Raw genomic sequence first — 17,705 nt, 5'->3', positions numbered from 1 at the left:
AAAATACATATTAATGATTGATAATCTAATCTTTATCCTTATTCCATTGATTACAGCTATCTTGGGGGTTTTTATTGGACGCTATTTACAAAAGCAAAAAAGTGCTTCTGTTATAAAGGTCATGCAAGACAGGGAAGATAGGTTGTTAAAACAAATTCAAGAGCATAAACAGGAAATCGACCAAGAGAAACTAGCCAAAGAAGAGATCCGAAAGATCAAGGATGATTTTGCGATCCGTTTGTCTAGAAAGGAGGTTGATTATGAGAATCTTCTTGAGCGAAACAAGGAACAAAAACAGGAGGTTGAGAAATTACAGGAGAAATTCAGCAAAGACTTTCAGCTTCTAGCCAATAGAATCCTGGAGGAGAAATCTAAAAAATTTACGGATCAGAATGAGGTAAATATCAAAAACATCCTCAACCCACTTCAGGAAAAAATTAAGAATTTTGAAAAGCGTGTCGAAGACAGTAATAAAGAAAGTATTACCCGCCACTCCGCCATGCAGCAACAACTCAAAGACCTACAAGATCTAAACGCACAAATTACCAAAGAAGCTTCCAATTTAACCAAAGCATTAAAAGGAGACACCAAAATGCAAGGAAACTGGGGCGAAATGGTACTAGAACGTGTTCTAGAGAAATCGGGACTAAACAAGGGAAGTGAATACTCTGTTCAAAATAGTTTTTCTACAGAGGAAGGCAAAAGAGTACTTCCGGATGTGATTATTCATCTACCCGCAGACAAAAAGATGATTGTTGACTCCAAGGTCTCCCTTATTGCCTTTGAGCGTTATGTCAATGAGGAGGATGATCTTCAAAAGACGATTTGGCTTAAAGAGCATGTGAATTCGGTTAAAAAGCATGTCGACCAACTCAGTGCCAAAAATTACCACAGCCTTTATGAGATGGAAAGTCCAGACTTCGTGCTGCTTTTTATTCCACTTGAGCCTGCATTTGCGGTTGCTCTTCAACAAGAGCCACAGCTGTACAATTTAGCCTTTGAAAAGAATATTGTTATTGTCACTCCTTCTACCCTATTGGCTACCTTGAGAACCATCGATAGCATTTGGCAGAACGACAGACAACACAAAAATGCCGTGGATATTGCCAAACAAGCTGGACGTCTATACGACCAGTTTAGAAACCTATTAGATGATCTGGATAAAATTGGCAAACAACTCAATACCGTTCAAAATACCTATAATAATTCAATCACTAAATTAACAGGTAGAGGCAATTTAATAACCCGCGTTGAACGCTTAAAAACACTTGGGGCAAAAGCGAGCAAACAAATCGATCAAAAGTGGCTTGAAAGAGCTTCTGAAGATCATCTAGAAGAAGAATAGCAATTCAAATTAATATTTAAAAACCAACCCTTACACGATATATGAATCAAAAATTTAAAACCGTAGAATCCTCCAAAGTAGAACTTTCTGAATTAATGCTTCCATCCCATTCAAATTTTAGTGGAAAAATACACGGGGGGTTTATCCTTTCTCTCCTCGACCAAATAGCATTCGCTTGCGCCTCTAAACATTCGGCCACTTATTGCGTTACCGCCTCAGTAGACACGGTTGATTTTTTAAGCCCTATTGAAATCGGTGAATTAGTCACCATGAAAGCTTCAATCAACTATGTTGGGAGAACCTCCATGGTAGTTGGAATAAGAGTGGAGGCCGAACATATTCAAACGGGTGTAGTTAAACACTGTAATTCATCCTACTTTACCATGGTCGCTAAGGATGATCAGGGTAAGAGTGTCAGAGTTCCTGGGCTTATTCTAGAAACAGAAAAAGAACTAAAACGCTTCTTTAATAGTGTCAAAAGGAACTCACTTAGAAAAGAACGCGAAGCCTATTCCAATCAATTGGAATACTCCGTAAATGAACTTATCCATGAATTAGAAGGACATAATGTCAAAATCGATCTTTAATATCGCTATTTAAAGCGATACTGTTTTTTATCGTTGTTTTAAACGATATTTGCATATATCGGTAAAATAAACGATATTTGAACTTATTCATTACAAAGCGTTACACATGATAAGTGTCATCACTGGAGATATTGTAAATTCTCGGCAATTAAAAGATCCTGATCTTTGGCTTAAACCTCTGAAAAAGGTATTTGAAAAAATATGTCAATCAGAGCAATATTGGGAGTTTTATAGAGGCGATAGTTTTCAAATTGAATTGCAACAAAGCAACAAAGCCTTCCATGCAGCCGTTTTAATAAAAGCCACTGTTAAAATGATCAAAGGATTGGATGTTAGAATGGCTATTGGTCTTGGAGAGAAAACCCATCAGGGTTTAAAAGTGACCGAATCCAACGGCCCTGCGTTTATTTATTCTGGAGAGGCCTTTGAAACGCTCAAGAAAAAAAAGTTGAATTTAGCCATTAAAACAAGTAATAACACCCTAGACTCAGAACTGAATCTGTATTTTAAACTGGCTTTAATCTCTATGGACCACTGGACCACGAATGCTTCAGAAATTGTAAAGTTGAGTATGGAGAATCCCGAATTCTCACAACAAGAAATTGGCGCGCTAACTGGTGTGAAACAAAACACGGTTAGCGAACATCTAAAAAGAGCGTTTTATAGTGAGATTCTAGAGCTAGACCAAATGTACCAAACCAAAATAAAACAGCTCTTATGACACTGATCTTCTTACGTCTTCTATTGGCTCACATCTTAGCAGATTTTCTTTTACAATCCAATAAGATGGTAAAAGAAAAACTAGAAAAGAAAATAGCTTCAAAACAACTGTATCTCCACATCCTTTTCCACGTTCTTTGTTATTATCTATTATTATGGGATTTAAATTGGTGGTTTATCCCTCTTTTAATTGGACTATCACACTACCTTATTGACCTTGGGAAGTTATACCTTCAAAACCCAAAAAATAGTCGGCTACTCTTCTTTATAGATCAAGGGCTCCATCTTATTATCCTATATGGCGCTAGTGTCTACCTCAGCGGTGCAGAGTTATTAAACTTTACTTTAAGTTCACAATTACTTCTTATTATCGTACTGGTAATATTCCTAACTCAGCCCTCATCAGTGATTATCAAAACACTGATATCAGTATACACCCCTAATACTGAAATGGAAAAAGAAGACTCCTTGCATAATGCTGGGAAATACATCGGCATGCTAGAGCGTCTTTTAGTCTTTGTATTTATTGCCAGTAATCATTGGGAAGGCGTAGGATTTCTTATTGCCGCAAAATCCATATTCCGATTTAGTGATCTCACACAGGCTAAGGATAGAAAACTCACCGAATACATTTTAATTGGTACATTACTGAGTTTTGGATTGGCTATGATATGTGGGCTGATATTTATCTATATGCTCATGAATCATAAAATAGCTTGGTAAATTACATACCACGGTATTTTAGTGGGGGGATAATCGCTTTCGAACTAACATTAAAATCATTTGAATTAAGCTCATTCTAGTTGTTGTCTAATTTTATTGGAATTGTAATTAAATCCTAAAAAATTATGAGCAAAAAGAATAAAAAACTAGATTCCATTAGCCAGAACATCCAATCTGGTGACCAAAAACCAATGACCACAAACCAAGGTGTCAAAATTAATGATGCCAATAATTCACTCAAAGCAGGTGAAAGAGGTCCATCCTTATTAGAAGACTTCATATTACGAGAAAAGATCACCCATTTCGATCATGAAAGAATTCCAGAAAGAATTGTTCATGCCAGAGGTAGTGGTGCACACGGCTACTTTGAATTGTACGAAAGTCAAAAGGAGCTCACCAAAGCTGGATTTCTAACCGATGTAGGTAGGAAAACCCCTGTATTTGTACGGTTTTCTACCGTGGCAGGATCCAAGGGGTCAACTGATTTACCCAGAGATGTGAGAGGATTTGCCGTTAAGTTCTACACCGATGAGGGTATCTTTGATTTAGTGGGAAACAACATGCCTATATTTTTCATTCAAGATGCCATGAAGTTTCCAGATCTCATCCACTCGGTAAAACCCGAACCCAATCGTGAGATCCCTCAAGCGGCATCTGCCCATGACACTTTCTATGATTTTGTTTCACATGCAACCGAAACCCTACACAATCAAATCTGGCTGATGAGCGATCGTGCAATACCACGCAGCCTTCGTATGATGGAGGGTTTTGGTATACACACTTTTAGATTTGTAAACGAGCAAGGTAAGTCCAATTTTGTAAAATTTCATTGGAAACCCCTACTGGGGGTTAATTCCGTAAGTTGGGATGAAGCCGTAAAAATAAGTGGTGCAGACTCTGACTTTCACCGAAGAGATTTATGGGAAGCTATTGAGGCTGGGAATTATCCACAGTGGGAATTAGGTATTCAAGTCATACCTGAGGAGGATGAACACAAATTCGACTTCGACATCTTAGATGCCACCAAATTAATTCCTGAGGAAATGGTTCCTGTACAGCGTATTGGAAAGTTAACCCTTGATAGAAATCCTGATAATTTCTTCGCTGAAACCGAACAGGTCGCATTTCATCCTGGCCATATTGTACCTGGGATAGACTTTACAAATGATCCTTTACTTCAGGGACGTCTTTTCTCATATACCGACACCCAACTATCTCGATTAGGAGGGCCAAACTTCCATGAAATACCCATTAACCGTCCATTAGAAAATCCACATAACAATCAAAGGGATGCACAAATGCGCATGACTATAAATAAAGGACAGACTGCGTACTTCCCCAATTCTATAGGAGGAGGCTGCCCATTTTTATCTCAAATTTCAGAGGGTGGTTTTTCCAGTTATCAAGAGCATGTTAGTGGAAACAAAATCCGAAGTCGAAGCAGTAGTTTTAATGATCACTTTTCGCAACCAGCACTGTTTTATAGAAGTTTAAAAGATCATGAAAAAGAACATTTAGCTAGTGCGTATGCATTTGAACTTGGAAAGTGTACCTATGAGCATATTCAGTTAAGAATGTTGTGGATTGTTAACAAAATTGATCAAACACTTGGACAAAATGTCGCCAAAAAAATGGGTCTAGAGGTCCCAGATAAAATTGATATGCCCATCAATCAGGCCATAGGAGCTAATATGGATCCAATCGCTCAACAACCTGGAGATCCTTTACATTATTTAGAATCCTCAGCTGCATTAAGTCAAACATTTCTGAGTTCGGAGGATATCTCCTCACGACAAATTGCATTTTTAGTGGCTCCTGGGTTCGACCACCAAAATCACATGAGGATGAAAGATGAATTAGAACGACAAAATGCTGTAGTGCATCTAATAGCACCAACGGGCGGTGAGATCACCTGTAATGCGCAAAAACAACACAAAATTGATGCGACATTGCTCACCACTGAAAGTGTATTGTATGATGCATTATTTATTCCAGGTGGACAGCAAGCCGTTCAAATACTTTCAAAGCAGGGCAAGGCTATTAAGTTTATAAATGAAACACTTAAACATTGTAAAGCTATTGCGGCCAATAATGAGGCTGAGAGTTTACTAGAGATGACTTATGTTAAAGATTTTGCAGAAGATCAGGCTATTTTTATAAACAAGGAACCTTCTGAATTCATTGCAGCTATCGCAAAACATAGGAATTGGAAAAGAGAACCAAAAGTTCAACACATACCAGTTTAGTCTGTTGTACTTATTAGGAGTGTATCCATTAGAGTTCAACTCATTACAACAAAAAATGGACTCGTTAACTATTTAAAGAAGTTTGCACGATAACAATGCTTAAACCCTTAATAGTAACGAGTCCACAGTCTTGGCGGAATTAAATTTTATTCACGGGGCAAAATAAGGTTTATCGAACTAGAGAGTCACTTTTAGGGTTACTCCCTTTGGGATTAACTTGTCTGCTTTCATAGGAAGCAGTATCCTCAATTTCTCGACGTTCACCTTGCCATTGTTCTTCCCTCTCTACTGCTTTTTGTTTGCTTTCATTTATGGATTCAGTAGTATTTTCAACCCTTGTAGGATCTTGTCGTTTTTCTCTACAAGAAATAACAAGTGCTAGAATAATAGCCATAAAAAATATTGAGCTTTTAAGTTTCATACCAAATAATTTTAAAATTATTAGTTCCAATTTGTTCATGCAATTTCCAATACTATTTTATAATAAATTAACCCTATCCAATGTAAAATTAACTGAAATACAACACGATATGATTGCTACTTGGAATGTCGCAAACCTTATACCCTGTTGTTTTATGAATGATTTAACAAATTACTAATCAACCTATTAAATTAATGCCAAAATACTATAGGTGGTTGCTCTTATACCTAATATTATATATAACTTTAAGTACACTCCCCCATTATTTATGAAGAAAACAATCAAGTATGTTTACCTTTAAAAATATTCGAAAAAGAGAAATATCAAAGATTACGACCCTTCTCAAACAATCAGAAGAAGTAAACTGTGCCCTTCCTGGTGGCGGTTTATTACATATCGAGCCTGGTCTACCATTTTTAATGGTTTGTAGAAGATCTGTTAGTGAAGATCCAATCGCTCGAGTGGTGATAAATCAAGCAAGTTATCTTCTTATTGGTAATGTAAAATTCAAAAGATATAAAAAATTAATTCTGGCTATTTCGGATGTACTATCATCCATCTATAAATCCTACCTTATTCTCGAACTCTACAGCTCTAAAACAAGCCACCTGTTTAACATAAAAGGTCCCGAGGATAAATTGCCTTCATTTCTTAAGGCTTTAAAACTAGAGCTAAACAAACTAGGGAAGCGGAATTCATTAAACCACATTGACACACAGATTGAAAATACCACAAAAAGACAGCCTGAAGGTACAGAATCTTTAATGACCACCGATAAAGCTAAACAATGCGGTGCCCTACTTGTTGGATTGGAAATCCCTGCCGTATTTTACGATAAGGAAGGTAGCTTTTACCCTGTTTTTTTTAGGGAGTTTAGAGATGCATTAGTAGAGTCCATTCATAAAGCAATCTATGAATATATTAGAGTACAAACTTCTTGTGGGATTCAGAGCTATCGAGCCCTAGGAAGAAGCTCATTAAAACAAAAAGTGTTTGAAGTAGATCGAAAGCTAACTGCCATCGAAGAATCGTATAAATTTCTGTGGTTAGTATCTCCATCGAATATCTATACGATTAAAAAAGAGTTTTTTGAATCTGAGTATCACAAGGTAATCCCCTATCACTATAGGTTGCTTCCCATTGATCCAGACATCCTAAAACGGGAATTGTACAATTTGAAAATTGAAGACATCGACGACCCATCTATGTCTCACCTTTTTAGACAAAAAAGAGAGGAGTTAGACTTACAAATATCAATGCTTAGTACTCGTGGTACGACAAAGTTTTACCACAATAGTATACGACTCTATGGTGAGGTTGATAGCAATCTTTTCCAAACCGCGAATATGATTCTTTCTGAACTCGATGAGGAAATCGAGCAAGATCCCGATCAAAAAATCAATGCCCTAGAGTTTAGTACTTACGCCAGAGAAGAATTTGAATTTTTCAAATCCCAACACCCTGAATTTAAAAGCAAAATACACTTAAGAAAAGATGTAAATATTATGATGGTCAACCAGGGAGAGTTGTACATCCCAGCGGATTACACCGCCCATAAATTGGAGGCCAAAGCACTTATACAACACGAATTAGGTACCCATGTACTCACCTATTTTAACGGATCACAGCAGCCATTAACCCAGTTATCCACAGGATTAAGCGACTATGACATCTTACAAGAAGGTGTAGCGGTTATGTCTGAGTTTTTTTCAGGCTGTTTATCTGTTAATAGGTTACGCACCTTGGCTGGAAGAGTCATGGCGGGTAAAACACTATTAGAGGGTGGAAATTTTAACTCCATTTTCCAATTGTTGTTTGACCACCATGGTTTTTCACAAGAACACGCTTTCAATATCACCTCTCGAATTATGCAAGGTGGTGGTTTTTTAAAGGATATTATATACCTAAAAGGCCTTATTGAATTACGTGCATATTTAATGGATGGAGGCGATTTTGAATTACTCTTTGCTGGTAAATTCGGCTTCAATCACATCCATATCATTGAGGAACTAATCGAGCGTAATGTATTAGATAAAGGGCTTATAAAACCAAGTTACGTTTTCGATCAAATGTATGAAGAAAGACTTCAACAAATAAAAAACGGCATGCCCATTCACCAGATGGCTAGAGGGCTTGTATCCACTTCCAATCATGCATAATTTAAAAATAAGATAAAATGAAAATATGTTTCGTATTAAATAAAATTTCAACTGAGAAGGCAGGAACCTCAGTTGCGCTTATGACAAAGGCTCATAACATGGGACACGAAGTATACGCCATGGGCGTAGGTGATTTTAAGTTTCAACACCAAGGCACCATATTTTTGTATGCTAAATCTGTCGATCCTTCTACAAAGGTAGAAACTCCTAAGAAATACCTCAAAGTGTTGCAAAGTGGCTCGGCTAAAGAAACCGCCATTGAATCTACCGATTTAGACGTATTATTTATACGTAACAATCCCACTGAAGAAGGTGCTTCGCGTCATTGGGCAGAGCAATCAGGACTGGCCTTTGGTAGGATGATTCAGCAACAGGGTGTCCTAGTTCTCAATGACGCCAATGCCTTATCCTATGGTTTTATCGACAAATTGTATTTTGAAGAATTACCACAAGAGATAAAGCCCGCTTCCATAATCACTCGAAAGAAAGATGACATCTTAAAATTTTGGGAGAAAAACAACAAACAAATTGTGCTAAAACCTTTGGAGGGTTCAGGAGGTAAGAATGTGTTTTTAATTGATAAACATGAAAAGAACATCAATCAAATTATCCAAACTATTAGCAAAGATGGGTATGTCATTGCCCAAGAATATCTCCCAGCTGTAAAGAAAGGAGATGTTAGAGTGCTACTTATGAATGGTAGAATTCTCACTGAGAACGGTGAAAAAGCCATCATTAGACGGGTATGCGACGAAGGTGAATTTCGTAGTAACTTTAAACAAGGGGCTACTGCTGATAAGAGCGATCTTACCAAATCAATGCAAAAGATTATTGACCTAACAGCACCCAAATTAATTAAAGACGGATTGTTTTTCGTAGGTCTAGATGTCATTGAAGACAAGCTAATTGAGATCAATATACTTAGTCCAGGTGGACTCGATCGTTTCGCAGATATTGGTTTAACTGATTTCACCACATCAGTGATAGAAGCTATTGAGCGAAAACTGTATTACAAACTTAAATACATGGGGCAAATTGAAAATAAAATTTTAGCCACCATGCATTAATAATCATAAAGAACCGCATCATGGAGGTAGATAGAATAATAGGATCTTATGGTAGTGATAAAAAGGGTCCGCTTCTTTTTATAACTGCTGGAATTCACGGGAATGAACCCAGCGGGGTAATCGCTTTACAAGAAATCTTTGCTGAACTCAACCAAAGTAAACCTCAACTATATGGTACTATTGTTGGAGTCTGTGGAAATCAACTGGCATTGAGTAAAGACCAGCGTTATATCGATCAAGATTTAAATCGTACCTGGACAAAATCAAATCTGTTAAGTAATGCCAAGTCTCCACATGAGTTAATGGAAATGCGTGAGATCATAGATGTATTGAAACACTATTTAAAACACAATCCCGAAAAGCGCTATTTCCTTGACTGCCATACCACCTCATCACCTAGTGATCCATATATTTCAGTTCAGGATGTCAATGACAACTGTGCTTGGGCCAAACATTTTCCAACACCAATTGTGATTGGATTTAGTGACATCATCACTGGAGATATTGATCATTACCTAAGTCGTATTGGTCTTACAGGATTTGTGTTTGAAGCAGGTCAACACACCGGTGAAAATGCGGTGGTCAATCAAAAAGCTATGATATGGTTAGCCTTAAAAGAAGCCTGTGGTTTAAACTTTGATCAGCTATTTGAATTTCCAACCTCTGTGACTACAATGATCAATCAACATCAATCAAAGCAAAAAGCCTTTAAGATTCTATACCGTCATCAGTTACATGAGAACGACAAATTTGAAATGCAACCAGGTTTTGAGAATTTTAGTATAATTAAAAAAGGGCAGCTTTTAGCTATGGAAAATGGCACTGAAATCAGAAGCAGCTGGGATGCCTATATTTTTATGCCTCTATATCAACCACTAGGTGATGATGGCTTTTTTATAATCGATACATTAGTGTAGCATAAAATTGTGCTTTAAGGGTCAATTATAAATTCCTTTGAGCTAATAATTCCATCTTGGTCATTTTACCTTTATCAGTATCCAAAGGTATCTATACAAGCTTCCCTTTATGGCAGCCATTAAGGTAAACACTTTTGGTAACGCGGATTTTATAAAAAATCCAAATTCGTGAAATCATCTTAGTATTAACATTTCAAAAAACTTTACGACATGAAAACATTAGAAGATTTATTCGAACATCAGATTCAGGACCTCTACAGCGCAGAAGAACAACTCATTGAAGCGCTTCCAAAAATGGCTAAAAAGTCTAATGATGAAAAATTGGAAAAGGCACTCAATAATCATTTAGAAGAAACCAAAACCCATTTGAACAGGCTAAAATCAATCTGCGATCGCTTAGGGATTCAAGGACAAGAAGAAAAGTGCCTTGCCATGGAAGGCCTTATCCGAGAAGCTGAACATTTTATTAAAGAAGATATGGAACAGGATGTTCTCGATGCAGGAATTGTTGCCGAAGCACAACGCATTGAACACTATGAAATTTCTGCCTACGGTACTGCAGCTCGTTTTGCAAAGGAACTTGGGTATGATGATATAGCGGATACCTTAAAAAGCACCTTAGACGAAGAGTATCACGCCGATGACAAACTTACCAAAATAGCAGAAAAAAGGTTGAACGAGCAAGCCAAAAGCAATTCATAACAACTTAATTAGTAGAAGAAACCATCCATTGAATTTAACGCAGATCTCACTCTTATCTCGTAAAAAAGATAAGGGTGATTTTTTTGTATAAGCCTTTACACACTAAGTATTTATTTGACTATCCCACTTTATATATAGGAAACGTTCTTAACAAAAGGGATCCCAGAGTTAGATACCAAGGATTCCAGTCGACCACCTTGGTAATTTTCAATAAACTGATCATCTATATGATAATACATTCCACTACTTTTAAGCTTTAATTTTGAAGTCTTTATGGATGTGATAAAATCCAAGACAGGTGATGGAGTCTTAACCCCCTTTAAGAGATTTTGAAGATAATTTGAAAAATCATCTCTACGATCCTCTGAAATTAAAACTAAGTGAAACCAAGCTGAACCAGGACTATTTGCTGGAGCCAATGGGAGATTAGGTCCCATATGTTTAATTTTCATCACCTCCGCCAAAATAAAAGAACCCTTTACAGTGAATTGATCTGTTTTTATTTTCAACTTTTGAGCCTCAATTTTCCCTACCACCTCGATGAGTTTGTGTAATGCCAGCTGTAGCTTCACCTCAGAAGTATAACTGGTTTTCGGTTTGCTTCTTTTACCCTTTAAAAGTTCTGGAAACACTCCAAATCCAAAACTTTCAATAAAGAATTGTTCATCTTTGGTGTTTTTAATTTCCCCAAAATGATAGTCATCAACCTTACTGAGATCAAAGTCAATCTTTCCAGTTGGATTGCCACGAATATTAAGGGATTTAGCAATATTATTAGCCTTTCCACAAGGGCATAAAATAATTGGACTCATAGAAAGTGGTAGGTTATCATTAGATTGCTTGAGTTTCTCAAACACCTTACGGACTGTGCCGTCCCCTCCAGCAAGTAGAATAGGATGCTCTGGGTTGAACTCAAAGGAATTCCATAGTTTGTCCTTTGTGGATACATACCGAACCTTATTGGCAAATCTTGCAATCATCCCAATTAACCATTCTTTACTGTGATTAGCCTTCCCTGCATTGGGATTGTGTATAATTTGTATGGTTTGTATCATGATTATAGGAACAACTAATTTTTTGTCAATAAGGGTTCGGTTTTCACGAAATGGTTGGTTAGTTTCCCCCATTGATAACGTTGCATCCCCAGCCATCCACCCCAAGCCATGACGGTATTTATGAACTTTCGATTTCCAGCCTTTGTCCCTGAATTATTAATCACTTCATTGCGGCCAATTTCATAACCATATACTCTAGTGCCATCAATTTCGACTTTAAAAATACTACTGGCTTTCTCTTGTAAAAAATGTGCGACCTTTTCAGAGGAATCCTCCATAGGATTACTCACTGGATGAACTATAAAGTATGCCTTCGAATCATCTGTATAAATTTCTGTCACCTTAACCCAATTCTCAGGCATGGCCATAGGAAATATAATTTTGATATAACTACCGAGTTCCAAAAGTGTGGTGGTGTGAATTAAATTAGGGTCATACAATTCAAATTTAGCGGTAAAAAATCCTAGATCCGACCAATCATTCACATTAAACAGACGGGTTCGTGCATGTTCAAATTGCGCTCTGGCCATGTTTAAGCTTACATGCTTCCAGTAATTTCTAAAACACCTATTTCTAAAGCCAAACATACTAAGAGATTATTGCAGTTACACATTCTATGTTGTAAGTAGTATAATATAAGTTCTAAATTTCTACAATTAACCACCTACAATTGTACCTCCATTTAGATGTATGGTTTGACCCGTCATATAGGAACTGTCCTCACTTGCTAGAAAGACATATCCAGGGCCTAATTCTGCAGGTTGCCCAGCTCTACCCATGGGTGTGTTTTGTCCAAATTTTTCATAGGACTCAAGTGTAGCTGGGATAAGTGGTGTCCAGATAGGGCCTGGCGCCACTGCATTAACACGTATGCCCTTCTCTGCCAAGGAGCGGGAAAGCGCACGTGTAAAGGACAGAATCGCCCCTTTAGAACTCGAGTAATCAATTAACGTAGGATTACCACGGTAGGCGGTAATAGAGGTTGTATTGATTATTGAATCCCCTTCTTTAAGATGTTCTAAGGCTGCTTGAGTGAGGTAGAAAAGCGGAAAGACATTTGTTTGAAACGTGGTTTCCATATTGATCAAATCCATATCTTGAAGATCCTCTTCTTGAAATTGCATGGCTGCATTGTTAACTAGTATATTGAGTCCACCAAACCTGTCTACTACTTTTTTAATGGCATCACGACAAAATTGAGAATCCTTAATATCTCCTTTGATCAAAAAGCAAGCTCCGCCCATTTGCTCAATTTCACTCTGAAGCTCAAGGGCATCTTGTCTCTCATTAAAATATAAAATGGCAACCCCTGCTCCTTCCATAGCAAAATGTAGTGCACAACTTGCTCCTATACCACTATCGCCACCTGTAATTAGGGCAACTTTCCCCTTTAGCTTATCACTTCCCTTATAATTCTCCCGAACCATGATGGGTTTGGTCTTCATATCAGACTGTCTACCGGGTTGTTTTTTTAAATCTTCTTTTGGAAAAACTTTAGGATACTTCATAATTGCTTTTTTTTTAAGTTAAAACTCAATATGGATTACAAGGGAATTTACTAAAATGTGGTTCTGAATCTGGGTGATTCCTTCAATAGGGTTAACAATAAGTCCAAATGAATTAAAAAAAGCTTCCAGTATGCTTTTGGTTATTATTTTTTCCAAATGGGGTAAGGATCCTAGGAAAGATAAAGTAATTTAAGGCTAATATTATTGAGCTTATGGAAGATTTACACCACAAATATCAGCGAGAAGGAAAAACAAAATCTCTGGGAGATATCTTTAAAGTATTCATGCAAAATTATAGAGAGTCTACCCCTGAGATGGGACAAAATTATAATATCCAACAATTCGAAAGGCATCATCAAAAAGTAGAGAACCTTTGCCAAGAACTTGGAATAACTACTAATTACCATCAAGGTTTATCATCACAGAAGATCAGTCACAGTGGTTTGAAGAGCGTCTTTAAATCAAAATATTCATTAATTAAGAATTTACTCCACAGAAGTAAAGAAGTATCAAATGTTAAATTAAAGCAAATTAAAAGAAGTATATATATATATTTTACTAACTTGTTGTTCTAGAGACGTAAAGCATACCATCTATCCTTGAAAGTAAAAAGAAAATAGGCATGTCAATAGATGGTATTAATAACAACGAAGCTTTTTGGTAACAGCTAAAAAACTGTTACTTTTTTTAATATAGTTAGTTATTGGTCATGGTAGAAAATGACCTATATAAACCAATGTATATAGAAATTTAAAAAGCTTCACTATGAAAACTTTGACTTTAAAAGACGATGACCTAAATGGGATATTCGGGTATCTACAAAAACACATCAGTGGAGAATTAACCACAGAACAGGGTGAGTTCCAACTTAAAACCCTCTCCACAAAATTCAAAGGGACAATTAAGGGTAAGTGCTATTCCAATGCAATTTCATTTATTAAATGTTCTTTGAATACCTTAGAGGAGTTTGAGTTTAAAATTAAATCTGAACACTGTCCTTCCTTTCTTTATTTTATCTTTTGCAATCGAGGAACTTTAATGCATCGAGATATTAATGATGGAGAATTCAATACGATTGATCAGCATCAAACGGCTGTTGTAAAACCCAGTAAGAAAGGGTTTGAATTTTTAATACCTAAAAAATCTAGAACTGAGCTTATTATCCTAAAGATTCATCCAAGACTCTATTTAAAAAAGGAAAAATTCAATTATTCGCTCAATCAAAAACTTCTGAACATTTATCAAGAATTCGATGCCAGAGATGGTTATACGCATTATGGAAATTACAACCTTAAGATATGTGATTACTTTAATGAAATAGACAACATCCACGAAAGAGGTTCCATTAAGGATATTATGTTAGAAGGTAGGATTAAGCTTTTACTTGCGGTGTTGATCAAGCAATACAAAGACGATATTAAAAACCGCCAAAAAATTAAAGGCTTAACTTCCCAAGAATTGAAGAGAATAACAGCTGTGGCAGAGCACATCAAAGGTAACCCATCTGCCTCATACTCCATTAAAAAGCTAACAAAAACATTCGCAATATCACCATCAAAGCTTCAAAAAGGATTTAAAATATTATACAACCGAACAGTTGCGGATTATATTAAAAATATTCGTGTTGAAGTGGCGGAAAATATGATTAAGAATAGAAATTGTACGATTTCTGAGATCGTGTATGACATCGGGTTTAGTAGTAGAAGTTATTTTTCTAAAATATTTAAAGAAAAATACAACTGTAGTCCAAAACATTATCAAGAAAAGCTAAAGCTAACCAACTTAGCGCTATAAAAGAACAAAATTTCTTTTTAATGGCACCAAATGATTAAAATTGGTGCCATTTTTTTGATTTCTATTGACTAATCTTTTTGGCTTTTTCTTTAACCTGGGTGAGTTTAATTGGATAAGGATTGGCCTTCAGACTTTCAGCAAGATGTACCATATTTTGGGCCATAATTAGCAGCATATTATTAGTGAATTCATGTTTATCCCCTTTAGCCTCAATATAGCTTGGCCCTGGCCCGGCTTCCCCTACATAATAACTAAACGGGTTTACTGCTAAAGTAAAACCGTGTTCTGAAAGATCAAATAGGATACTCGAAATGGCCTTTTTAGCACCATCTTCATTACCATCCACTAGCGCACCAGCTACCTTGTTGTAGGTCATATACTGATCATTATCGTTATGATCATCAGAAAACAATCCATCCATTCGCTCGGATACCATTTTCGCTATAGAACCTCTATCACCTCTCCATACTGGTGTAGCGATAATTAATATATCGGCTTGTTTAATTTGATTATGTATTGCTGGCCATTGATCACCGTTACCCATATCAGTTGCTGTACCGAAATTAATATTGTAATCAATAACTCGAATCACCTCGGTCTCAACATCCAACTCCTTAAAAATTGAGATGGATTTATCAATAAATGCTCTGGTGTTTGAAACCTCAGGAGATTTTTTAAGGGTACAGTTCAAAAAAAGTGCTTTTAGAGCCATAATGTTTAAATTTTAATCGTGTAATTTATCAAACACATTGTCTGTTTGATTTAAGTAAGTCTTGGTAATCCTTAGGACTACAATTGTACTTATCCTTGAAAATTTTGGAGAAATAACTACGAGAAGTAAATCCTATTTCATAAACAATTTCTGAAATCGTGCACTCCTTAGTTTTTATCATCTCTTCAGCGATTTCTACTCTTAAATTCTTGATGTAATTCGAAACGGTACGATTGTATAGGATCTTGAAGCCTTTTTGAAGCTTAGAAGGTGAAATTTTAAATTTCTGAGTTAAATCTTTCACTGTATGGGGAAGCGAATAATTGAGATCGATAAAATTTGAGATCTGTTTAACTTTTTTTAGATCTGAACTACTCAGACCGTATGGCTTATTGTTTTGAAAAAGTTCATTATCGCACTGCTTCAATAGTTTAGCCAATATGAGTTTTACTTGTCCCTCAAGAAATACCTCCCTTAATACCCCCTCATGCTTTAAATCGTTGAGCTCCTTAAAATGGTCACACACATAAAGGTTTAAACTTCCATAATGAGCATTTCCATTTCGTTCATTAAGTTTCTTGTATATCCTAGATAAATTATCGTTGAAATCAGACATTGTTGACTTATTTTTCAAATAACGAGTGGGATCCATTTTGATAATCAAAAGTTCCTGTGTGTAATCTTCTAAAAAATGGAGCCTAACACTTGATAAACTAGGGCTAATAACCACTGATTGATTCTCATATATAGGGCGATACAATTCTCTATCCCGTATTTCATGTGTTATTTTCCCTTTATTACAGTAAATAAAATAAAGTGAAGTCGAAGTTTTTATAGGTTGCAGAACCACTGCAAATCGCTCCTTAACCGAAAGCTGGCAACGAATAAAAGAAATTGAATCCGAGAATTCGCTTCCCGTAATAATGCCTTGAATTTCAAAGTCATGGATTTTAAGATTATACCCACCACCTTGTTGTGTGAGCTCCCCCTTTATTTGAGATGTAAGCTGCCCAAAAATTCTTTCAATACTATGATCTAATAACTTAATGGTCTTCATTATAAGTAAGTTAAAATTAATAGTAGCTTTTGGAGGGAACTCTAAAATCACGAATGACTTCTTGTTTCAAGTTACAAATTAATCAACACAAAACCAGTAACTTAAATAACTTTAAGAGAATTTTAAGTCGAATAATATTAATGGTTATTATTAATCTCCTAATCTGGCTTGACTTATACGCACCAAGCGTTACTTTTTAGAATTCAATCAATTTGGTCTTTTTCTAGACTTGCCACTGTTATAAGGTTCTGGTGCTCCCCATCAAGAATCTCTCCTAATATTCTAGTATCTTCCTGATAATTTAAAATATTAGTATAGTACAATGCTGCACTGTAAATTGAAATTTTAAAATGTACTAATCGCTGTGTTTCCACCATCAGTCCAACATTTAGAACTTCTTCTTCGGTAGCATGATTAATGAACTGTTGGATTTCTTGCAAATAGGCCTGAACCATCAAACAGGTAATTTCCCTATTACTTTCCAAATACGATTCAACTAATTTAGAAAGGGCTTTCTTATTATCCTTGGTCTTTTCGAGTTGTATCTCCAAAACTTCATTTAAGAGTCGGTTGGTGGTTTTACTGGCCATTATTGAAAGCCCTTCAACCAATTGTATCTCCGCGCTGTATATATAGTGCAGATGATATTCATATAATTCACTGATCGTTCTCATCCCGATTGCTTTTATTTG

General features: G+C 36.2%; 18 protein-coding genes. 11 read left to right on the top strand and 7 right to left on the bottom strand.

What is annotated here, in order from left to right:
• The first annotated feature begins 13 nt into the window (after positions 1-13).
• From rmuC to I215_RS02920, 5 genes are all read left to right on the top strand, one after another.
• Positions 14-1,345, top strand: coding sequence for a DNA recombination protein RmuC (gene rmuC, locus I215_RS02940; protein ID WP_008990462.1), 1,332 nt, complete (start codon positions 14-16; stop codon positions 1,343-1,345).
• Between the two features lie 41 nt (positions 1,346-1,386).
• Entirely contained in the window at positions 1,387-1,932 is a 546-nt protein-coding gene (locus I215_RS02935) for an acyl-CoA thioesterase (RefSeq protein ID WP_008990461.1), read from the top strand.
• Between the two features lie 106 nt (positions 1,933-2,038).
• Positions 2,039-2,653, top strand: a complete 615-nt coding sequence (locus I215_RS02930) for a SatD family protein (protein ID WP_008990460.1) — start codon at positions 2,039-2,041, stop codon at positions 2,651-2,653.
• Complete coding sequence (locus I215_RS02925) at positions 2,650-3,375, top strand: DUF3307 domain-containing protein (protein WP_008990459.1); 726 nt, start codon at positions 2,650-2,652, stop codon at positions 3,373-3,375. Before I215_RS02930 ends, I215_RS02925 begins: the two co-directional genes overlap by 4 nt.
• A 125-nt stretch (positions 3,376-3,500) precedes the next feature.
• Positions 3,501-5,621, top strand: a complete 2,121-nt coding sequence (locus tag I215_RS02920; protein ID WP_008990458.1) for a catalase — start codon at positions 3,501-3,503, stop codon at positions 5,619-5,621.
• 169 nt (positions 5,622-5,790) lie between these two features.
• On the opposite strand, the gene I215_RS02915 is transcribed toward I215_RS02920, so the two are convergent.
• Positions 5,791-6,042, bottom strand: coding sequence for a hypothetical protein (locus I215_RS02915; RefSeq protein WP_156800181.1), 252 nt, complete (start codon positions 6,040-6,042; stop codon positions 5,791-5,793).
• A gap of 287 nt (positions 6,043-6,329) precedes the next feature.
• Between I215_RS02915 and I215_RS02910 the strand changes: the two genes are divergently transcribed.
• The 4 genes from I215_RS02910 (at position 6,330) to I215_RS02895 (ending at position 10,887) form a co-directional block, all read left to right on the top strand.
• Entirely contained in the window at positions 6,330-8,201 is a 1,872-nt protein-coding gene (locus I215_RS02910; protein ID WP_008990456.1) for a flavohemoglobin expression-modulating QEGLA motif protein, read from the top strand.
• Positions 8,202-8,218: 17 nt separating this feature from the next.
• Positions 8,219-9,268, top strand: a complete 1,050-nt coding sequence (locus I215_RS02905) for a glutathione synthetase (RefSeq protein ID WP_008990455.1) — start codon at positions 8,219-8,221, stop codon at positions 9,266-9,268.
• Positions 9,269-9,288: 20 nt separating this feature from the next.
• Positions 9,289-10,185: a succinylglutamate desuccinylase/aspartoacylase family protein gene (locus tag I215_RS02900; protein WP_008990454.1), complete on the top strand. Its 897-nt coding sequence runs from the start codon at positions 9,289-9,291 to the stop codon at positions 10,183-10,185.
• A gap of 210 nt (positions 10,186-10,395) precedes the next feature.
• The gene (locus I215_RS02895) at positions 10,396-10,887 is read left to right on the top strand and encodes a YciE/YciF ferroxidase family protein (RefSeq protein ID WP_008990453.1); all 492 of its coding nucleotides are present in this window, start codon (positions 10,396-10,398) and stop codon (positions 10,885-10,887) included.
• A 128-nt stretch (positions 10,888-11,015) separates the two neighbouring features.
• On the opposite strand, the gene I215_RS02890 is transcribed toward I215_RS02895, so the two are convergent.
• The 3 genes from I215_RS02890 to I215_RS02880 all read right to left on the bottom strand — a co-directional run bounded on the left by I215_RS02890 (position 11,016) and on the right by I215_RS02880 (position 13,450).
• A complete protein-coding gene (locus I215_RS02890; RefSeq protein ID WP_008990452.1) occupies positions 11,016-11,942 on the bottom strand; it encodes a diacylglycerol/lipid kinase family protein in 927 nt (308 codons plus the stop codon).
• 14 nt (positions 11,943-11,956) lie between these two features.
• Positions 11,957-12,472: a hypothetical protein gene (locus tag I215_RS02885; protein WP_008990451.1), complete on the bottom strand. Its 516-nt coding sequence runs from the start codon at positions 12,470-12,472 to the stop codon at positions 11,957-11,959.
• Between the two features lie 126 nt (positions 12,473-12,598).
• The gene (locus tag I215_RS02880; protein WP_008990450.1) at positions 12,599-13,450 is read right to left on the bottom strand and encodes an SDR family oxidoreductase; all 852 of its coding nucleotides are present in this window, start codon (positions 13,448-13,450) and stop codon (positions 12,599-12,601) included.
• A gap of 212 nt (positions 13,451-13,662) precedes the next feature.
• Between I215_RS02880 and I215_RS02875 the strand changes: the two genes are divergently transcribed.
• Both I215_RS02875 and I215_RS02870 read left to right on the top strand, forming a co-directional pair.
• Positions 13,663-14,025 (top strand): hypothetical protein, encoded by a 363-nt coding sequence (locus I215_RS02875; RefSeq protein ID WP_008990449.1) that lies wholly within the window; start codon positions 13,663-13,665, stop codon positions 14,023-14,025.
• A gap of 190 nt (positions 14,026-14,215) precedes the next feature.
• Positions 14,216-15,244: a helix-turn-helix domain-containing protein gene (locus I215_RS02870; protein WP_008990448.1), complete on the top strand. Its 1,029-nt coding sequence runs from the start codon at positions 14,216-14,218 to the stop codon at positions 15,242-15,244.
• Between the two features lie 61 nt (positions 15,245-15,305).
• Here I215_RS02870 and I215_RS02865 read toward each other — a convergent pair whose 3' ends face one another.
• The 3 genes from I215_RS02865 to I215_RS02855 all read right to left on the bottom strand — a co-directional run bounded on the left by I215_RS02865 (position 15,306) and on the right by I215_RS02855 (position 17,687).
• Positions 15,306-15,956: a flavodoxin family protein gene (locus I215_RS02865; RefSeq protein ID WP_008990447.1), complete on the bottom strand. Its 651-nt coding sequence runs from the start codon at positions 15,954-15,956 to the stop codon at positions 15,306-15,308.
• A gap of 28 nt (positions 15,957-15,984) precedes the next feature.
• Positions 15,985-17,013, bottom strand: a complete 1,029-nt coding sequence (locus I215_RS02860; protein WP_008990446.1) for a helix-turn-helix domain-containing protein — start codon at positions 17,011-17,013, stop codon at positions 15,985-15,987.
• A gap of 203 nt (positions 17,014-17,216) precedes the next feature.
• Positions 17,217-17,687: a DUF892 family protein gene (locus I215_RS02855; protein WP_008990445.1), complete on the bottom strand. Its 471-nt coding sequence runs from the start codon at positions 17,685-17,687 to the stop codon at positions 17,217-17,219.
• Between the last annotated feature and the right edge of the window lie 18 nt (positions 17,688-17,705).

This window comes from Galbibacter marinus, assembly GCF_000300875.1.
Taxonomy (GTDB): domain Bacteria; phylum Bacteroidota; class Bacteroidia; order Flavobacteriales; family Flavobacteriaceae; genus Galbibacter; species Galbibacter marinus.
Note: the sequence above shows the minus strand (reverse complement) of the source record. Positions and strands in the feature narration are given on the sequence as shown.

What these genes read in the sequence shown, in the direction of transcription:
- rmuC (WP_008990462.1), top strand. Translation starts at nt 14, where the DNA reads ATGATTGATAATCTAATCTTTATCCTTATTCCATTGATTACAGCTATC.
- I215_RS02935 (WP_008990461.1), top strand. Translation starts at nt 1,387, where the DNA reads ATGAATCAAAAATTTAAAACCGTAGAATCCTCCAAAGTAGAACTTTCT.
- I215_RS02930 (WP_008990460.1), top strand. Translation starts at nt 2,039, where the DNA reads ATGATAAGTGTCATCACTGGAGATATTGTAAATTCTCGGCAATTAAAA.
- I215_RS02925 (WP_008990459.1), top strand. Translation starts at nt 2,650, where the DNA reads ATGACACTGATCTTCTTACGTCTTCTATTGGCTCACATCTTAGCAGAT.
- I215_RS02920 (WP_008990458.1), top strand. Translation starts at nt 3,501, where the DNA reads ATGAGCAAAAAGAATAAAAAACTAGATTCCATTAGCCAGAACATCCAA.
- I215_RS02915 (WP_156800181.1), bottom strand. Translation starts at nt 6,042, where the DNA reads ATGAAACTTAAAAGCTCAATATTTTTTATGGCTATTATTCTAGCACTT.
- I215_RS02910 (WP_008990456.1), top strand. Translation starts at nt 6,330, where the DNA reads ATGTTTACCTTTAAAAATATTCGAAAAAGAGAAATATCAAAGATTACG.
- I215_RS02905 (WP_008990455.1), top strand. Translation starts at nt 8,219, where the DNA reads ATGAAAATATGTTTCGTATTAAATAAAATTTCAACTGAGAAGGCAGGA.
- I215_RS02900 (WP_008990454.1), top strand. Translation starts at nt 9,289, where the DNA reads ATGGAGGTAGATAGAATAATAGGATCTTATGGTAGTGATAAAAAGGGT.
- I215_RS02895 (WP_008990453.1), top strand. Translation starts at nt 10,396, where the DNA reads ATGAAAACATTAGAAGATTTATTCGAACATCAGATTCAGGACCTCTAC.
- I215_RS02890 (WP_008990452.1), bottom strand. Translation starts at nt 11,942, where the DNA reads ATGATACAAACCATACAAATTATACACAATCCCAATGCAGGGAAGGCT.
- I215_RS02885 (WP_008990451.1), bottom strand. Translation starts at nt 12,472, where the DNA reads ATGGCCAGAGCGCAATTTGAACATGCACGAACCCGTCTGTTTAATGTG.
- I215_RS02880 (WP_008990450.1), bottom strand. Translation starts at nt 13,450, where the DNA reads ATGAAGTATCCTAAAGTTTTTCCAAAAGAAGATTTAAAAAAACAACCC.
- I215_RS02875 (WP_008990449.1), top strand. Translation starts at nt 13,663, where the DNA reads ATGGAAGATTTACACCACAAATATCAGCGAGAAGGAAAAACAAAATCT.
- I215_RS02870 (WP_008990448.1), top strand. Translation starts at nt 14,216, where the DNA reads ATGAAAACTTTGACTTTAAAAGACGATGACCTAAATGGGATATTCGGG.
- I215_RS02865 (WP_008990447.1), bottom strand. Translation starts at nt 15,956, where the DNA reads ATGGCTCTAAAAGCACTTTTTTTGAACTGTACCCTTAAAAAATCTCCT.
- I215_RS02860 (WP_008990446.1), bottom strand. Translation starts at nt 17,013, where the DNA reads ATGAAGACCATTAAGTTATTAGATCATAGTATTGAAAGAATTTTTGGG.
- I215_RS02855 (WP_008990445.1), bottom strand. Translation starts at nt 17,687, where the DNA reads ATGAGAACGATCAGTGAATTATATGAATATCATCTGCACTATATATAC.